The sequence below is a fragment of the Gephyromycinifex aptenodytis genome, assembly GCF_012277275.1.
GTDB lineage: Bacteria > Actinomycetota > Actinomycetes > Actinomycetales > Dermatophilaceae > Gephyromycinifex > Gephyromycinifex aptenodytis.
Genome location: NZ_CP051155.1, coordinates 2,629,151 through 2,644,496, shown reverse-complemented (window position 1 = coordinate 2,644,496; position 15,346 = coordinate 2,629,151). Strand labels below are relative to the sequence as shown.

14 protein-coding genes are annotated in these 15,346 nt (G+C 66.4%); 11 read left to right on the top strand and 3 right to left on the bottom strand.

The features are described from left to right. Nucleotides 1-107: 107 nt before the first annotated feature. Nucleotides 108-425, bottom strand: coding sequence for a hypothetical protein (locus tag G9V96_RS11380; protein ID WP_168583124.1), 318 nt, complete (start codon nucleotides 423-425; stop codon nucleotides 108-110). A 384-nt stretch (nucleotides 426-809) separates the two neighbouring features. Between G9V96_RS11380 and G9V96_RS11375 the strand changes: the two genes are divergently transcribed. The 4 genes from G9V96_RS11375 to G9V96_RS11360 all read left to right on the top strand — a co-directional run bounded on the left by G9V96_RS11375 (nucleotide 810) and on the right by G9V96_RS11360 (nucleotide 5,677). Then, the gene (locus G9V96_RS11375) at nucleotides 810-2,597 is read left to right on the top strand and encodes a glycoside hydrolase family 15 protein (protein ID WP_168583123.1); all 1,788 of its coding nucleotides are present in this window, start codon (nucleotides 810-812) and stop codon (nucleotides 2,595-2,597) included. 238 nt (nucleotides 2,598-2,835) lie between these two features. Next, entirely contained in the window at nucleotides 2,836-4,071 is a 1,236-nt protein-coding gene (locus G9V96_RS11370; RefSeq protein WP_168583122.1) for a cation:proton antiporter, read from the top strand. A 228-nt stretch (nucleotides 4,072-4,299) separates the two neighbouring features. Then, the gene (locus tag G9V96_RS11365; protein ID WP_168583121.1) at nucleotides 4,300-5,385 is read left to right on the top strand and encodes a hypothetical protein; all 1,086 of its coding nucleotides are present in this window, start codon (nucleotides 4,300-4,302) and stop codon (nucleotides 5,383-5,385) included. 151 nt (nucleotides 5,386-5,536) lie between these two features. After that, nucleotides 5,537-5,677: a hypothetical protein gene (locus G9V96_RS11360; protein WP_168583120.1), complete on the top strand. Its 141-nt coding sequence runs from the start codon at nucleotides 5,537-5,539 to the stop codon at nucleotides 5,675-5,677. Nucleotides 5,678-5,711: 34 nt separating this feature from the next. Here G9V96_RS11360 and tsaA read toward each other — a convergent pair whose 3' ends face one another. After that, nucleotides 5,712-6,191, bottom strand: coding sequence for a tRNA (N6-threonylcarbamoyladenosine(37)-N6)-methyltransferase TrmO (tsaA, locus tag G9V96_RS11355; protein WP_168583119.1), 480 nt, complete (start codon nucleotides 6,189-6,191; stop codon nucleotides 5,712-5,714). A 76-nt stretch (nucleotides 6,192-6,267) separates the two neighbouring features. Beyond that, nucleotides 6,268-6,477 carry a TOBE domain-containing protein gene (locus tag G9V96_RS11350; RefSeq protein ID WP_168583118.1) on the bottom strand — a complete coding sequence of 70 codons (210 nt, stop codon included), beginning with the start codon at nucleotides 6,475-6,477 and terminating at the stop codon, nucleotides 6,268-6,270. 338 nt (nucleotides 6,478-6,815) lie between these two features. Between G9V96_RS11350 and G9V96_RS11345 the strand changes: the two genes are divergently transcribed. From G9V96_RS11345 to G9V96_RS11315, 7 genes are all read left to right on the top strand, one after another. After that, entirely contained in the window at nucleotides 6,816-8,357 is a 1,542-nt protein-coding gene (locus tag G9V96_RS11345; RefSeq protein ID WP_168583117.1) for an acyl-CoA carboxylase subunit beta, read from the top strand. Between the two features lie 45 nt (nucleotides 8,358-8,402). Then, entirely contained in the window at nucleotides 8,403-8,747 is a 345-nt protein-coding gene (locus G9V96_RS11340) for a hypothetical protein (RefSeq protein ID WP_168583116.1), read from the top strand. An 83-nt stretch (nucleotides 8,748-8,830) separates the two neighbouring features. Next, complete coding sequence (locus G9V96_RS11335) at nucleotides 8,831-9,256, top strand: acetyl-CoA carboxylase biotin carboxyl carrier protein subunit (protein ID WP_168583115.1); 426 nt, start codon at nucleotides 8,831-8,833, stop codon at nucleotides 9,254-9,256. Between the two features lie 10 nt (nucleotides 9,257-9,266). Beyond that, nucleotides 9,267-10,472, top strand: a complete 1,206-nt coding sequence (locus G9V96_RS11330; protein ID WP_168583114.1) for a sodium ion-translocating decarboxylase subunit beta — start codon at nucleotides 9,267-9,269, stop codon at nucleotides 10,470-10,472. A 268-nt stretch (nucleotides 10,473-10,740) separates the two neighbouring features. Then, the gene (locus G9V96_RS11325; protein ID WP_168583113.1) at nucleotides 10,741-11,529 is read left to right on the top strand and encodes an EAL domain-containing protein; all 789 of its coding nucleotides are present in this window, start codon (nucleotides 10,741-10,743) and stop codon (nucleotides 11,527-11,529) included. A gap of 77 nt (nucleotides 11,530-11,606) precedes the next feature. Beyond that, nucleotides 11,607-13,874 carry a putative bifunctional diguanylate cyclase/phosphodiesterase gene (locus tag G9V96_RS11320; protein ID WP_168583112.1) on the top strand — a complete coding sequence of 756 codons (2,268 nt, stop codon included), beginning with the start codon at nucleotides 11,607-11,609 and terminating at the stop codon, nucleotides 13,872-13,874. A 125-nt stretch (nucleotides 13,875-13,999) separates the two neighbouring features. Then, nucleotides 14,000-15,316 carry an L-cysteine desulfidase family protein gene (locus G9V96_RS11315; protein WP_168583111.1) on the top strand — a complete coding sequence of 439 codons (1,317 nt, stop codon included), beginning with the start codon at nucleotides 14,000-14,002 and terminating at the stop codon, nucleotides 15,314-15,316. Nucleotides 15,317-15,346: the final 30 nt, after the last annotated feature.

Sequence of the window (15,346 nt, the reverse complement as noted above, 5' to 3'; positions counted from 1 at the left end):
GCCGTGGTTCTGTGGCCGAAGAGTACTGCAGACCCAGTGGCTCGTGGGCTGACAGCGAAGGAATTGTGGGCGCAGATGTCCGGGGACTTACCGCCCCCCTCACCGGCTCAGGCGATGCCGCCCTCGACGGCGTCCCGTGCCTCGCTCAGGCTGGATCCGGTGCGCTCGCGGTGGTGCTTGATCGCCGCGATCTTCTCCCCTTTCGCGATGAGGGCGCGCTCCTGCTCATCCAAGTCGCGGCTCGAGTCGAGGCTGGCCGACTCGACTCCCAGGCGTGCGCACAGTTGGTCGATCGTCGCACCCTGCCTGCGGACCTGCGCCTCGAGCCTCGGTATCCGGGAGATCACGGGCATCACGTACAACACCAACCCGATCAGCACGAGGGCCAGCGCCAATACACCCCACGGTCCATCGGCCAGACTCATCGCATCCCCTTCCCTTTAGCTGCCATCCCCCTGACGACTCAAAGAGCCGCGCAACATCGCTCGACACCGACACCGACACCGACTCCGGCATCACGGGGGCAATGCGTCCACCCAGATCATTGCGCCGCGCCCCGGCGCCGACAAGCCCCGTTGCTCGTTCGGGCCACTCATCGCGCGCGCACCTGCGCCTCGTGCCCGACAGCCCGAGTTCGGCCCAACGCGAGGACCACGGTGGTTGGTCCCTGCGTGTGCGGATCCTCGCTCGTGCAGTGACACTGAAGGACCAGCGAACCTTCCGACACGGCAGCAGAACGACCCCGGAGCCTTTCACCACCACTCACCCACCCGGATCAGCACAGTCACCCAGATAAGGAATGTCAGCCTATGAACGCATCTCAGCCGCCCATCGAGGACTACGCACTCCTGAGTGACATGCGCACCGCTGCGCTGGTGAGCAGGGCCGGTTCTATCGACTGGCTGTGTCTGCCGCGTTTCGACTCAGAGGCGTGTTTCGCCGCGATTCTGGGGACCCGCGAGAACGGTCGATGGCTCCTCGGACCGACTGGGCCGGCCGAGACGAAGCGTTCCTACGAGCCTGGAACGTTGGTGCTGGTGACCCAGCACACCACCGACACCGGCACGGTGAAGGTCGAAGACTTCATGCCGACCCGGGAGCACTCCACCCATATCGTGCGGCGGATCACCGGCCTGGACGGCACCGTCGAGATGCGCCACGAGTGGGTGCTGCGGTTCGGGTACGGCCAGCACTACCCGTGGATCCACCGCGTCACCGATCACAGCGACCTCGGCGCGAGCGAGATGCTCGTCGCGACCGCCGGGCCGGACTCGGTGCTGCTGCGTGGGCCACGGCTGCCCCGCCCTGACGGGCACGTGCACGCCGACGAGTTCAGCGTCTCAGCCGGGGACAGCCTCACCTTCGCCATGTCCTGGTGGCCATCTCACCTGCATGCACCGGCGCCCTTCGATGTGGCGCGCGCAGAAGCGAGCACGTTGGCCAGCTTCCGCGCTTGGACGGACCGCGCCACCTATCACGGGTGTGATGCCGAAGCGGTGCGTACGTCGCTGGCGGTGCTACGCGGCCTCACCGACCGTGACACCGGCGGAATCGTCGCCGCCCCGACGATGGGCCTGCCCGAGCAGTTCGGCGGTCCCCGGAACTGGGACTACCGCTACTGCTGGCTGCGTGATGCCTCGCTGACCCTGTCGGCCTTCCTGCAATGCGGGTACAAGCACGAGGTGCGCACCTGGCGCGACTGGCTGCTGCGGGCCGTCGCTGGCGATCCGAGCCGGATGCAGATCATGTACGGCGTGGACGGGCGCCGTGACCTGACCGAGCGCGAACTCCCCCACCTGCCCGGCTACGCCGATTCGCGTCCGGTGCTCCTGGGCAACGGCGCCTCTGAACAGCACCAGCTCGACGTGCTCGGGGAAGTCCTCAGTGCCCTGCAGGCCGCCCGAACCATCGGACTGGAAGAAAGTGAAGACTCGTGGGCGCTGCAGGTGGCCCTGGTCGAGGACATGGTCGAAGGATGGGATCGCCCTGACCACGGTCTGTGGGAGATCCGCGGCCAAGCCCGCCATTTCACCCACTCCCGCGCGATGGTGTGGGTCGCTTTCGACCGAGCCATTCAGGGCGTGGAAAAGCATGCCCTGCCGGGCCCGGTGGAACGTTGGCGCAAAGCCCGCGATGAGGTTCGCGCCGACGTGCTGGAGCGCGGAGTGGGCCCCGGCGGATATTTCCGCCAGCACGACGAGACCGACGAGGTCGATGCTTCGTTGCTGCTACTGGCCCCGATCGGGTTCATCGCCGCGGACGACCCGCGCTATCTGGCCACGGTCGCCAAGGTCGAGGAGACCCTCCTGCGCGACGGGCTCGTGCTGCGCTACCGCACCGAATCCGGCGTCGACGGGTTGGCCGGTGACGAGAGCCCATTCTTGGCTTGCTCGTTCTGGCTCGTCGAGGCGTACGCCCTCATCGGACGACACGACGAGGCACGGGCCCTGATGGACCGGCTGCTCTCGCTGCGTAACGACGTCGGTCTGCTGTCCGAGGAGTACGACCCGCATCAGGAACGGTTCGTCGGCAACACTCCACAGGCGTTCTCCCACCTGGCGCTGATCAACGCGGCCACGGCTCTCGCGAGTCACTGACCACGGGTGCAGAACTCGCGCTGAGCAGCTGCCCTGACACGTGACGGCGCCCCAGAACACCGAGCAGAAGGCCCGGGTCACGCTGAACTGCGCCTCAGTGTTATCCGCGTGATCGTGCTCCGCCACGACGGCGTATCCGCCCGCCCCCGGCCCTCGGCCGGGGGCGGGCGCGCCGGTAGGCTCGTGGGCGCCCTTGGGCGCAGGACCGGGGGATCCGTTATCGACCGAAGGCCGACTCATGCTCCTGGCGTTCGCCGCAGTCCTACTCGTGGCCGTCCTCTTCTCGGCTCTTGCCGATCGAACGATCCTGTCGACGTCGGCGCTGTTCCTCATCGCCGGAATCGCCCTGGGCACCGGCGGCCTCGGCATTCTCGACGTCAAACAGGACGACGAGATAGTTGGCCAGTTGGCCGAGTTGGCTTTGTTTGCGGTGCTGTTCACGGACGGAATGAAGGCCGGTTGGCACGATCTGCGTTCGGCCTGGAAACTACCCGGGCGGGCGTTGCTGTTCGGGTTGCCGCTGACGCTTCTGTTCACGGCCGTCCTGGCGCACCTGGCAATGGGGATGAGCTGGCCGATCGCGTTCCTCGTCGGGGCCATTCTCTCGCCCACCGACCCGGTGTTCGCCTCAGCGCTGGTCGGCAATGACAAGGTTCCGGAGCGATTGCGGCGCCTGCTGAACGTTGAGTCCGGCGTCAACGACGGGCTCGCGCTGCCCTTCGTCATCGTCCTGCTGGCCGCGGCGAGCAGCAGCGGACAGGTGCACGCCCTCGAAGTCGGTATCGAACTGGTCGTCGGGCTGCTTATCGGCGTCGTCGTCCCCTGGGTCGTCGTGCGTTTGGAAGGCACCCGGATGTTCGCCGCCTCCGGCCATTACGAGCCTCTGACCGGTGTCGCCGTCGGGTTGCTCGTGTTGGCGTTGGGTCAGGCCACCCACGGCAACCTGTTCCTCGCAGCGTTCGCGGCCGGCATCACGCTGGCCTCGGTGGGGCCACGCCAACACGAGAGTTTCGAGGAGTTCGGGGAACTCGTCGCCGAGCTGCTGAAACTGGTCGCGCTGCTGGTGTTCGGCGCGCTGGTGACCCGCAGCATCGTTACTGACATCGGGATCGCCGGTGTCGTCTTCGCGGTGTTGGCGCTGTTCCTGCCCCGCCCGCTCGCGCTGACCGTGTCGTTCCTGCGCAGCGGGCTCGCCGTGCGCGAGCAAGTGGCCGCATCGTGGTTCGGCCCGAAGGGGTTCGCCTCGGTCGTCTACGCCTTGTACGTCCTCAGCTCGGGCATCCCTGATGCGCAACTCGTCTTCGACCTCGTCGCAGCCACCGTGGTGCTCTCGATCCTGCTGCACTCCTCCACTGATGTCGTGGTCGCACGGTGGTTCGATGACGAGGACGAGACCCCGAACTGGCACGAGCGGCGACGCACCCGGCGAGCTGCCCGCATCACGCGAGGGCGCAACGGTTCATCCCGGGCTTAACCGCCCGCACCAGGTGGCCCCGCAGGCCTGCGCCAACCAGCCGGTGCCTGCCAAACCGGCAAAGCCCACCGCGACGTTCCACCATGGGAGCGAACCTCGTCCTGGGGCGGCGCTTCCCCCAACGACACGGGCGGCGATCCAGCGCCGTCGACGGGCGCCTTGCGTCTGTTGTCGACAAGGAACATCGCACGCGGGTAACGGTTTTCGCCCGGGGACGATGCCATACGCATGCGCTTCCCCCGTCTCGCGGCCGCCGTGGTCGCTGCTGTCCTCACTGGCACGATCACCGCAGCCCCTGCCCGAGCGGATGACTTCTACACTGACGAATCCTTCATCGTCGAGCAGATCTCGGCGAGCCGCTCCGAGGTGAGGGTGCACGGTCTGCAGACCACCCCGGTGACCATCACCATGACCACCAGGCCTCTTCCCGGCGAGTATCAGCACCCCGGCGATGGCTATATGACCCTGTCGGAGTGGGTGTATCCCACGATGGAAGGCCCACTCATACCGCTGAAGAAGGTCTCGACCAAGGGCGACCTCACAACATGGAAAGGAGTCGCCCGCATCACCGGCCCCTCCCGCATGCTGCACTTCGGCGCCGTGCATAACTGCCTCAGCACCAATGGCAACGACGGCTGCCCATGGTCTAGCTACCCGCATGGATTCTCTCCGGGTCTTTCTATCCAGGTGACGGCGACAGACACCCCGGTCCTCTCCATGGATAAGCGCACCCGCGTCGGGTTGAGCCAGCGCGCCTACCGGGTCAGCGGTCAGGTCCGCACCACCTCAGGCGCGCCCCTTCCGCGAGTGCGCCTGCTCGTCGCACGGGGCAAGGAGTGCGGTGTCCCCGACGCTGGAGTCCCCACCCGCACCGACGCCCGCGGCCGGTTCTCGGTGCTGGTCACCAACCGCCACCGCAGCGCTATCGGCGACGCCCCACCTGTGATGACCGAACATTGCCTGCGCGTCACCTCCTCGGCCCGCGACACCGGCAACCGGCCGGTACACCTGGCGACGCTGACCACCCCCCACCCGTGGAGCACCCCGATCCCCCTCAACGCCCCCGCCAGGGTGCGCCTGGGTCAGGAAGTTGCGGTGTGGACCAGACCGACGCTGCTTCCCTTGTGGACGGGTCTGCGACTGGAACGCCTCAGTGGCCGCACCTGGCACGACGCAGGGTTTGGCCAGGTCGGAGGCAGCGGTCGAGGTGTCGTCACCTTCGTCCCGGTCGTGGCCGGCACAGTCACCTACCGGCTGCGTGTCGCCGACAGCGACGTCACCTCAGCGAACTTCGTCATGACGGGAGTCCGCTGACAGTCACGCATGTGGCGGGCCACGCCGGCCTCGGCCGGGGAGTCAGCTCAGCTGCGCGTCTGGAGGCAGTGTCGGTGAAGTTCGGCCCGACGGCCCTGCCCAAAGGCACGACGCTGACCTGGAACGTCTCGTCGGGGGCACCTGGACTGGGGTGAACACCGCGTGGGTGGACAAGGACGGACGCGGCTCCGTGTGGTTCACCGCTAAGTGGACCGGGCGACACACTTACCGGCTGCGCGTGCACCACGTCAACGTGACCTCACGCACCTTCGTCATGACGATGAAGCCCTGAACCACCGGCTGACTCACCCGTCCGCAGCCGCGCGTCACTCTCGACCAGGCGGCTTCGGCCGGTTCTCCCGCCCCGCGAACCAGCCCTCCGACGCGTCGGGAAAACTATCGAAACGGGCCACATACGGCTTGATGTCGATGACCGGGCTGCCGTCCAGCGCGTCCACGCCGCGCAGGTGAAGCGTGCGACCGTCGTGCCGCACCAGGGAAGCCACCACCAGGCCCAACTTGTTGGGTCGGCGCGGGTTACGGGTGGCGAACACCCCGTGCGGTGTGTCGTCGAGCAGCGGAAGGGGCTTCATCCTCACTTCACCAGCCCGATCCAGCAGGTACACGACGATGAGGTGGCTGAACCCCTCAATGTCATCCAGCCCCTCGGTGTATTGCTCACCCACCTCCAGCGTGGCCTCCCCCTGGGGCTCGAATGCGCCTTGGATGGGCGCCTGCGCCACGCTCTGGTACGGGGTGCGCAGCACTCCGACAGGGGTGATCTCGTACGTCTGGCTACTCGTCACGACAGCTTCCTGACTGAACACCGGGGAGACCTCCAGGGGCGCCGGCGTCCGGCGACGCAGGCACCCCCGCTTCAGATCACTCCACGCCCAGAGCTACATCCGTGGACTTGATGACGAGGCTGACCTCTTTACCGACGGCGATCCCGAGGTCGGTGAGCGCGTCGAGGGTGATGGAGGAGGTCAACACCTGACCGCCCTCGATCTCCACCTTGACCACAGCCATCGCCTCGCCCGAGGTCACCGAGACGACCTTGCCAGGAATTTGGTTCCGGGTTGATAGACGCATCTGCTTCTCCTGTCAGGTGACGCCGCATCATGGCAGCGGCGAACTCCTCGGAGCCTAGCCCCGCCGGAGCCTCATCCGCCGGGACGGTATCGCCGCTGTTCAGAATGCTGAAACCGGGGACCCGACGCCCCCTCTGCTATTCGAACGGCCCGTGCGCCGGCGCAGCCGCGCCCCGTCCTTGCCGCAGCGGGGGCCCAAAGTCCCGGATGAAGGATGCTCCGAGCGAGGCAGTACGGTGGATGCTGAGCAGTCATCGTCGAATTCAGACCAGCGCCAGGCCGTGCAACGCCGCACATCGGTCGTTCATGAGTCGTGCGCCTCTGCGAGGGGAGAGAGCAATGCCGCAGAACGATCGCGACGAACTTAGACGAAGGCGACTCGAAGCTGAGGCCGGAGGCGGCGAAGCAGCCGTGCTCAAGCGACGCGAGCGAGGCCTGCTGACCGCGCGGCAGCGACTCGACCGTCTTTTCCAGCGCAGCACCTTCCAAGAATCCGGGCTGCACGTCCATCACCGCTCCGTGGAACTCGGCGACAAAGAGCTCCCCGCTGACGGCGTCGTCACCGGAACCGGTTACGTCAAGGGGCAGCTGGTCGCAGCCTTCGCCCAGGACGCCACGGTCGCGGCAGGTTCCCTGGGTGAGATGCACGCCAAGAAGATCATCGACACCATGAAGACCGCCACCCGGGTCGGGGTGCCGCTGGTGGCCTTCCAGGAGTCGGCTGGCGCGCGCATCCAAGAGGGCGTCGACGCCCTCTCCGGCTACGGAAAAGTCTTCTACCACAACGTGCTCATGTCGGGCGTGGTCCCGCAGATCGCCGTCATCTGCGGCCCGTGCGCCGGGGGCGCTGCATACTCCCCCGCGCTCATGGACTTCATCATCATGACCAAGCAGAACGCCCACATGTTCATCACCGGGCCCGACGTGATCAAGTCCGTCACCGGTCGACAGACGACGATGGAAGAAATCGGCGGCGCACAGATGCACGCCAGTGTCAGCGGCAACGTGCACTTCCTAGCCGAAGACGACGACGACGCCATCCGCATCGTGAAGGCGCTCCTGGAGTTCCTGCCGCCCAACAACACCGACGACCCGCCCCACGACCTGGTCGCCGACCTACGTCTGGGCCGCGACGAAGGCATGAACGGCCTCGTCCCAGACGACCCCACGACGCCGATGGATGTGCGGGCCGTCATCACCCGCATTGTCGACAACGGCTACCTCCTGGAGGTCCAGGCCCAGTTCGCCCAGAACCTCATCGTCGGCTTCGCACGGATCGAAGGCATGGTTGTGGGCATCATCGCCAACCAGCCGACCCACCTGGCGGGGGCCCTAGACATCGACGCCTCGGACAAGGGCGCCCGGTTCATCCGGTTCTGCAACGCCTTCAACATCCCCCTCGTCACCCTGGTGGACGTCCCCGGCTTCTTGCCCGGCATCGAACAGGAACGCGGCGGCATCATCCGCCACGGCGCCAAGATGCTGTTCGCCTACGCCTCGGGCACGGTGCCGAAGTTGACCGTCATCCTGCGCAAGGCTTACGGCGGTTCCTATCTAGCCATGTGCAGCAAAGAGATGGGCACCGACTACGTCTACGCCTGGCCGAACGCTGAAATCGCGGTGATGGGCGGGGCAGGCGCGGCGAACATCCTGTACAAGCGCGAGCTGCAGGAGGCCGAGGACCCAGAGGCAAAGCGGGTGGAACTCGTGCAGCGCTACCGCGAGGAGCACGCCACCCCCTACCGCTCGGCAGCACGCGGCTACATCACCGACGTCATCGACCCCTCCGAGACCCGAGCTGCGCTGGCGCTGAGCCTGCGCAAGACGCTCAGCAAGCGCGAGCTGCGGCCCGCGAAGAAGCACGGAAACATTCCGCTGTGAGCCCGCATCACGCTCAGGAAAGCAGGTGAGCCGATGTACTACAGCATGACGTTTACTGTCCTGATCATCGTGCTGGTCGTCTCCATGCTCGTCGCGGTCGTCATCAGCGGCCTCGTGGGCCTGCTCGGTCGCCAGTCAGATCACGCGGCGGCCGTCAAGGCCGCGGCCGTCTCAGCGACGCCTGCCCAGGCCCAGGATCAGGCCCAGGATCAGACGGCCGGCAACCACAAGCCGGCCCACATCGCGGCGATCGCGGCTGCGGTGTCCACGGTCTTCGATGACAGCGCCGTCATCGTGCATATCGAACCGCTTCGCAGAGCAGGGGTGTGGAGCTCCGAAGGCCGCCAGGCTCACCACGGTTCCCACAACGTGGGTCGCACCATGCGTTGAGGCGATGACCCAACCACAACGGCGCGGGCAACCGCTCCAACCGCTCAGACTCTCGCAAGCCCAGAACAAGGAGTGACGACCCGATGCAGCGACACCTTCGTGTGACGGTGGAGGGGCACGCCTACGACGTGACCGTCGAAGACCTCACGGACACCGGCAACCAGCTCTACCCCGACCACCGCTCCATGGTTCCCTCCAACGCCACCGCACCGGTGATGGCACCCACGGCCGCGCCCGCAGCACCTCCGGCTTCAACCGGCGGGGGCAGCAGCGCTCCAGCCGCCGGGGCCGGCGGTGGGGCAGCAGTCCTGGCCCCGATGAGCGGTGTTCTGGCCGAGCTCAACGTCGCGGTCGGCGACAGCGTCAAGAGCGGGCAGGTCGTCGCGGTCATGGAGGCGATGAAGCTCAAGAGTCCCATCGTCGTGGACAAGGCCGGCACCGTGGCCACCATCGAGGCCACCGTCGGCGACGCCGTCGAGTCCGGCGCCGCGATCCTCACCCTCTCCTGAGGTTGTCGACGTGGGCCTTTCCGACCTCGGCAACATCTTCCAGGGCATCGGCACGCTCTTCATGCAGGACCCGAGCGTTGCGATCGGTCGCATCGTGCTCATCTTCCTCGGGTTCGCCCTGGTCTACCTCGGCAAGAAGGAAGTCCTTGAGCCGCTGCTCATGATCCCGATGGGGATGGGCATGTCCGCGGTCAACGCGGGCGTTCTCGTCCTTGACGGCAAGCGCTTGGGCACGCTGTTCGTCGACCCGCTCGTCACTGAATCCGACGACGTTCTGAACGCATTGCAGATCGACTGGCTGCAACCGATCTACACGTTCATGTTCAGCAACGGGCTCATCGCCTGCCTGGTGTTCATGGGCATCGGCGTCCTCCTGGACGTCGGGTACGTGATGGCGCGGCCGTTCCAGAGCATGTTCATCGCCCTGTGCGCGGAGGCGGGTACCTTCGCGGTGTTCCCGCTGGCGTTGGCCCTGGGGATGTCTCCCGGCGAGGCCGCCTCGGTGGCGACCATCGGGGGCGCGGATGGCCCGATGGTGCTGTTCACCTCCCTGATCCTGGCCCCTGAGTTGTTCGTGCCCATTACCGTGGTCGGCTACCTCTACCTCGGGCTGGCTTACGGCGCCTTCCCGTACCTGGTGCGCTGGCTCATCCCGGCCAAGCTGCGCGGCCTGCCTATGCCGCCCGGTAAGCAACGACGCATCACCTCCGGGCAGAAACTCGCCTTCGCGGTGGGTATCTCGACGTTGCTGTCGCTGCTGTTCCCGGTCGCTGCGCCGTTGTTCCTGTCGCTGTTCGTCGGTGTCGCGGTGCGCGAATCGGGGATCGTGCAGTTCCAGGACCTGATGAGCAAGGTCTTCCTCTACGGCGCGACCTTCTTCCTGGGACTGACGCTCGGCGCGCTTTGTGAGGCCGGAACCCTGCTCAACCCGGCAGTCCTCAAGCTCCTGCTGCTGGGCATGCTTGCGCTGCTGATCTCTGCGCTGGGTGGAATCCTCGGCGGGTACATCCTGTACTTCGCCACCGGTGGCAAGGTGAACCCCGTCGTCGGCATCGCGGGTGTGAGCTGCGTCCCCACGACCGCCAAGGTGGCCCAGAAGGTGGCCGGAGCAGAAAACCCGGCAGCGATCATCATGCCGGCGGCCTTGGGCGCCAGCATCAGCGGTGTCATCACCTCGGCGATCATCGCCGGTACCTTCGTGGCGCTGCTTCGCTGACAATCCTTCACGCAGTACCTGACCGCCCACCGGTGGCCCTACCCGACCAGGGTAGATAGCCAACGCCGGTGGGCGGTCGCCATATTGGGTCGGGCAGGAATCGCTGATCGCCTACACCCCACCTATGCTGTGACTGGCGGCACCTGACTCGGCAGCTGTCGCAGGCGCCACAAGACCTCGTGACTGCCTCAGATCCTCACTCGGGGTGTCGAACAGACCAAGTGGACCCATCCATTGGTGGAACGCCAAGCGCTGAAGGCAGGTAACGGTGAACAACCCCCTCGACGATCGGGCAGAACGTTCTGCCGTCGATGATCAGAGCGCCCCTTTGGCGACCTTCTTCCAGCCGTTCTACAACCTGCGCACAAACAAACTTCAAGGGGTGGAGGCGCTGGCGCGGCGCTTCAACGCAAGCGACGGCAACGCCGAGTTGCCCTCAAGTTTCTTCAGTGCCGCCAGGGCATCCGGCACGATGCGCGACATCGACTTGTGGATCCTGGATGACGCTCTAGGGCATTTGGCGCGCTGGCGCGAACAGGACGGGCACCGCGAACTCGTCCTTTCGCTCAACATGTCCTGGGACCTCATCGCCCACCCCCACTTCGTGCGCGATGTCGTCAACGCGGTGACCCGACGCGGCGTACCGGGCGACCGGCTGTTCCTGGACATCACCACCGATATCTTCCGCCGCCTCATTGGCCAGGACTCGGTCCGGGGGCGGCTACGCGAACTCCAGGACGCGGAGGTTTCCTTCTGCCTGGACGGCTTCACCGCCAAGGACCTCGACATCCTCATGGCAGCTGCCGCAACGCCGGTGGACATCATCAAACTGCATCCCCGGAAGCTTTCGACTCCCTCGGGCATCGCAGCCGTACCTGACATCGCGCGCGCCGTGCACGAGTTGGAGCTGCCCCTCGTCGCCGCCGGCGTGGAGACCCCCCAGCAGCTGGCGTTGGCCCGCGAATGCGAGTTCGAGTGGGCGCAGGGGTTCTTGCTCGGAGAACCCGTCGAGGCCGCCCGCGCCCTGGACTGCCCCGCTTTCCTCGACCGACCGTGACCGCGGCAACCCCCTCCCACACACGTCGGCGGGGGTTCGCGGACCCGCAGGCTCGTTTGCTCTCGCCGCGTGCGCGGGTGGCACGGCTCACCATCGCGGTGGTTGTCGCGGCGGTAACCCTGTGCACCTTCGTAGCCCCAGGCAACGACATGGAGACGCTCCACTGCGTAACCGCTGGCTGCCTCATCCTGGCGTTCTCCTTCGGGCCGCTCCTGCGCGGAGCCCAGCCACGGCCGCGGTGGGTCGCCCAGATGGCGAGTGGGTTATGCCTGTTGCCGGCGCTGCTGCCGTGGCCGAGTACGTTGGCCCTCGGCCCCTTCGACACCCTGGATTTTCTCTACTTCACTTCTTACGCGCTTCTCTTCACCTGGCTGGTCTTGCTTTCTCGCCGCCTGGGCAGCGAACGAGGTCCCTACACAGCCCTGGACGCCCTGGCAGCCACAGTCGGAGTGGCCTTGGGAGTGTGGACATGGGCGCTCGCACCGGTAGCAAACGGGGCCCTGCTGCCTTCTGGCCTGGTGTGGGCGGCTTACCCGGTCGCTGATGTTCTGGTCTTCGTGCTGTGTGTGCATCTGGGCTTGCGGCGCGGCGGCTTCAACCCTGCTCTCAACTGGCTGATGGCAGCGCTAACGGTTCAATTCTTCCTAGACGGTTATTACGCCTACACCGAGGTGATGCTTCTGCGCGGGCGCCTGCCTGATGCTGAGGCCGGCTACCTGGTGAGTTACTTGTGCCTGGCGTTGGCCGCCACGCACCCCTCGGTGGTGCAGCTCGGGACGTACGCCGGCGGGCCAGACAAACACCGCAGCGGTCGAGGTCCGGCCCTGATCCTGTTCACCATCTCACCAGTACTGCTGGCGGCGGCGGTGCAGGTGACCGGGATCCTGGACATGGTCGTTCGGGTAACACTCATCACCCTCCAACTCGCCCTGCTGTTCGTACGGCTGTCGTGGACGATGGCCGCGCTCACACAGGCCGAGACGCAGAGCCATCACCGCGCCACCCACGACCCCTTGACGGGGTTGGTCAACCGGGCCTCGTTGATGGAGGAGATCGACCGCAGGATCAAGTTTGCCGCCGAGTCGTCGCACGGCAGCGCCGCAATCTACCTGGACTGCGACAACTTCAAATACGTCAACGACACCTGGGGGCATGGCGCCGGGGACGTACTCCTGCAAGACATCGCATCCCGGGTGAAGGCACGGCTGGGCCCCGACGTCGTCTTCGCTCGCTTCGGAGGGGATGAATTCGTCATCCTGACCCCGACCGACTCGGCCGCCGAAGCAATGAAGCTGGCCGATCGGGTCCTTGAGTGTTTCCAGGAGCCGCTGCGGATCGGCCCCCACAGCGCGCACCGTCTCTCGCCCTCGATCGGTGTCGCGGTGGTTGCCCCCGAGGAGTCGGTAACCGGAGACGAACTGCTGGGACGGGCTGACGCGGCCATGTACGAGGCCAAGCAGCTCGGGCGCGGCCGATGCGTGCTATTCGGGGAGGAGCTGGCCACGCGGACTCGCTACACGGCCGCGGTCGGGGCCAGACTCCACGAAGCAATCAGCAACAAGTCGTTCACGTTGCAGTTGCAGCCGATCATGGGCGGTACCAATTACACCCGCCTCATCGGTTGGGAGTCTTTGGCGCGTTGGCGGGATCCGGAACTGGGCGAGGTCTCACCAAAGGTGTTCATTCCGTTGGCCGAACAGCATGGACTCATCGGTGAGTTGGGGGATTTCATGCTTCGCCAGGCATGCCTGGAGCTGGCCCGGTTGCGGGCAGCGATGCCTGGCCACGCTCCGCAGGTCTCGGTCAACATCTCCCCCGCGCAACTGCTGCAACCGGACTTCGTGCAGACGGTCCGTGAGGCGCTCAGCGCCGCAGGCCTGGCGGGTGGTGCTTTGAAGTTGGAGATCACCGAGACGTTGCTTATCGATCGGGGCGCCGGCGTGGTGGAGGCCCTGGAAGAGGTGCGTCGGCAGGGTACCGGTGTGTGCATCGACGACTTCGGTTCCGGCTACGCCACGTTGGAGACCTTGTTGCGGCTGCCCATCGACAGCGTGAAACTCGACAAGTCGCTGATCGACCGACTCTGCATCGACGACGCGGCTCCTCGGCAGATCAGGGCCGTCATCGACCTCCTGGCCAGCCTCGGGATCCACAACGTGGTCGCCGAAGGAGTCGAGACCCCGCAGCAGTCACAGCTGCTGCAACAGTTGGGTTGCCCGATGGTGCAGGGCTGGCTTTACGGGCGGCCCATGTCCCCGCACGATCTACTCGCCTCGGCGCAACTGTCGGCGCAAGGCGGGGACCCCGTGGCATCGCCGGCACCGAACGCCGCTGCAGACGGCTGAGTTGCGCACACACCCGCCGGGCCAGCCACCGCGCAACCGACAATCCGTCCAATTCACGTACGTGACTGCGGGCGCGCCGTAGCCTGGAAAGCACCGCAGTTCAGAACGCATGAGGGGCAGACCCGATGGACGATGCGCACCAAGAAGCGCTGTGCGCGCTGCTTCTCGCCGAGCTCGTTCCGGCGCTGGGTTGTACCGAACCGATCGCGATCGCCTTGGCATGCGCCAAAGCACGTGAGGTGCTGGCGCTGCAGCCGCGCAGCCTCACGCTCACGCTGAGCGCGAACGTTTACAAGAACGCGCGCTCAGTCATCATCCCCGGCACCCACGGCCGTCACGGCGTGGACCTTGCGGCCGCCCTCGGCATGCTCGCCGGTGACGCGCAGCGAGGGCTGGAATGCTTGGGCGAGGTGGACGACGACGACATCGAGGCTGCGATGCAGTTCGTGGCCCGCGGCAACGTCTCGGTAGAACTGAACTCGGAATTCACCGGTCTGTACGTGCGGGCCGAGGTGAGGACTGAAGCATCGAGCGCATCGGTCGAACTGATCGACGAGCACACCCGATTCGCCTCGCTATATCGCGACGGCGTGCAGCTTGGACCCGCAGAGGACTCCCCCGCTGCGGGCCCGCAGAGCGAGCCGGCAGCTCAGCCGAGTCCTCGCCTGCAGCCTCAACAGGTGCTCGACTTCGCTCGTAGCATCGACCTGGCCGCCCAGCCAGCCCTGGTGGCAGCCCTGCAACGGCAGATCGACCTCAACTCGCGCATCGCCGACGCCGGCGTGGAAACCGAGTACGCGGCCGGAATCGGGCGTTCGCTGGCCGCCAATGGGGGCAGCGGCCCAAGGCATGACGCCCGGGTTCGCGCCGCCGCGGCCTCGGATGCCCGGATGGGCGGTTGCAGCCTGCCCGTGGTCATCAACTCCGGTTCGGGCAACCAGGGCATCACCGCGTCACTACCGGTCATCACCTACGCGAAGGCGCTGCACTCGAGTCAGCAGCAGCTGTATCGCGCGCTGCTCGTCTCGAACCTGTTGGCGATCCTGCAGAAGCAGCGCATCGGCAAACTGTCCGCTTTCTGCGGTGCCGCGTCGGCGGCCTCCGCGGCCGGGGCAGGCATCGCCTGGCTGCAAGGACTGCCGGATGAGCAGGTCCTGCAGACCTTGGAGACTTCGCTGGCCACCACCGGCGGGATGGTCTGCGACGGGGCCAAGCCTTCGTGCGCAGCGAAGGTGTCGATTTCGGTGGAGGCTGCGCTGTCCTCCCTGGACCTGGTCGCGGCCGGGCGCCATTTCGAGGCCGGCGTCGGTGTTCTCGGGCCAGACCCGCAGCAGACGATCGAGAACGTCGGGCGGATCGCCCACGACGGGATGCAGCAGACGGACGTCGTGATCCTGGACGTGATGCACCGGGCAGACACCGCTGGTGCCACGGGGCGGTAGTCGCTGCGCGTGGGGGCGAATCCTGCTGCG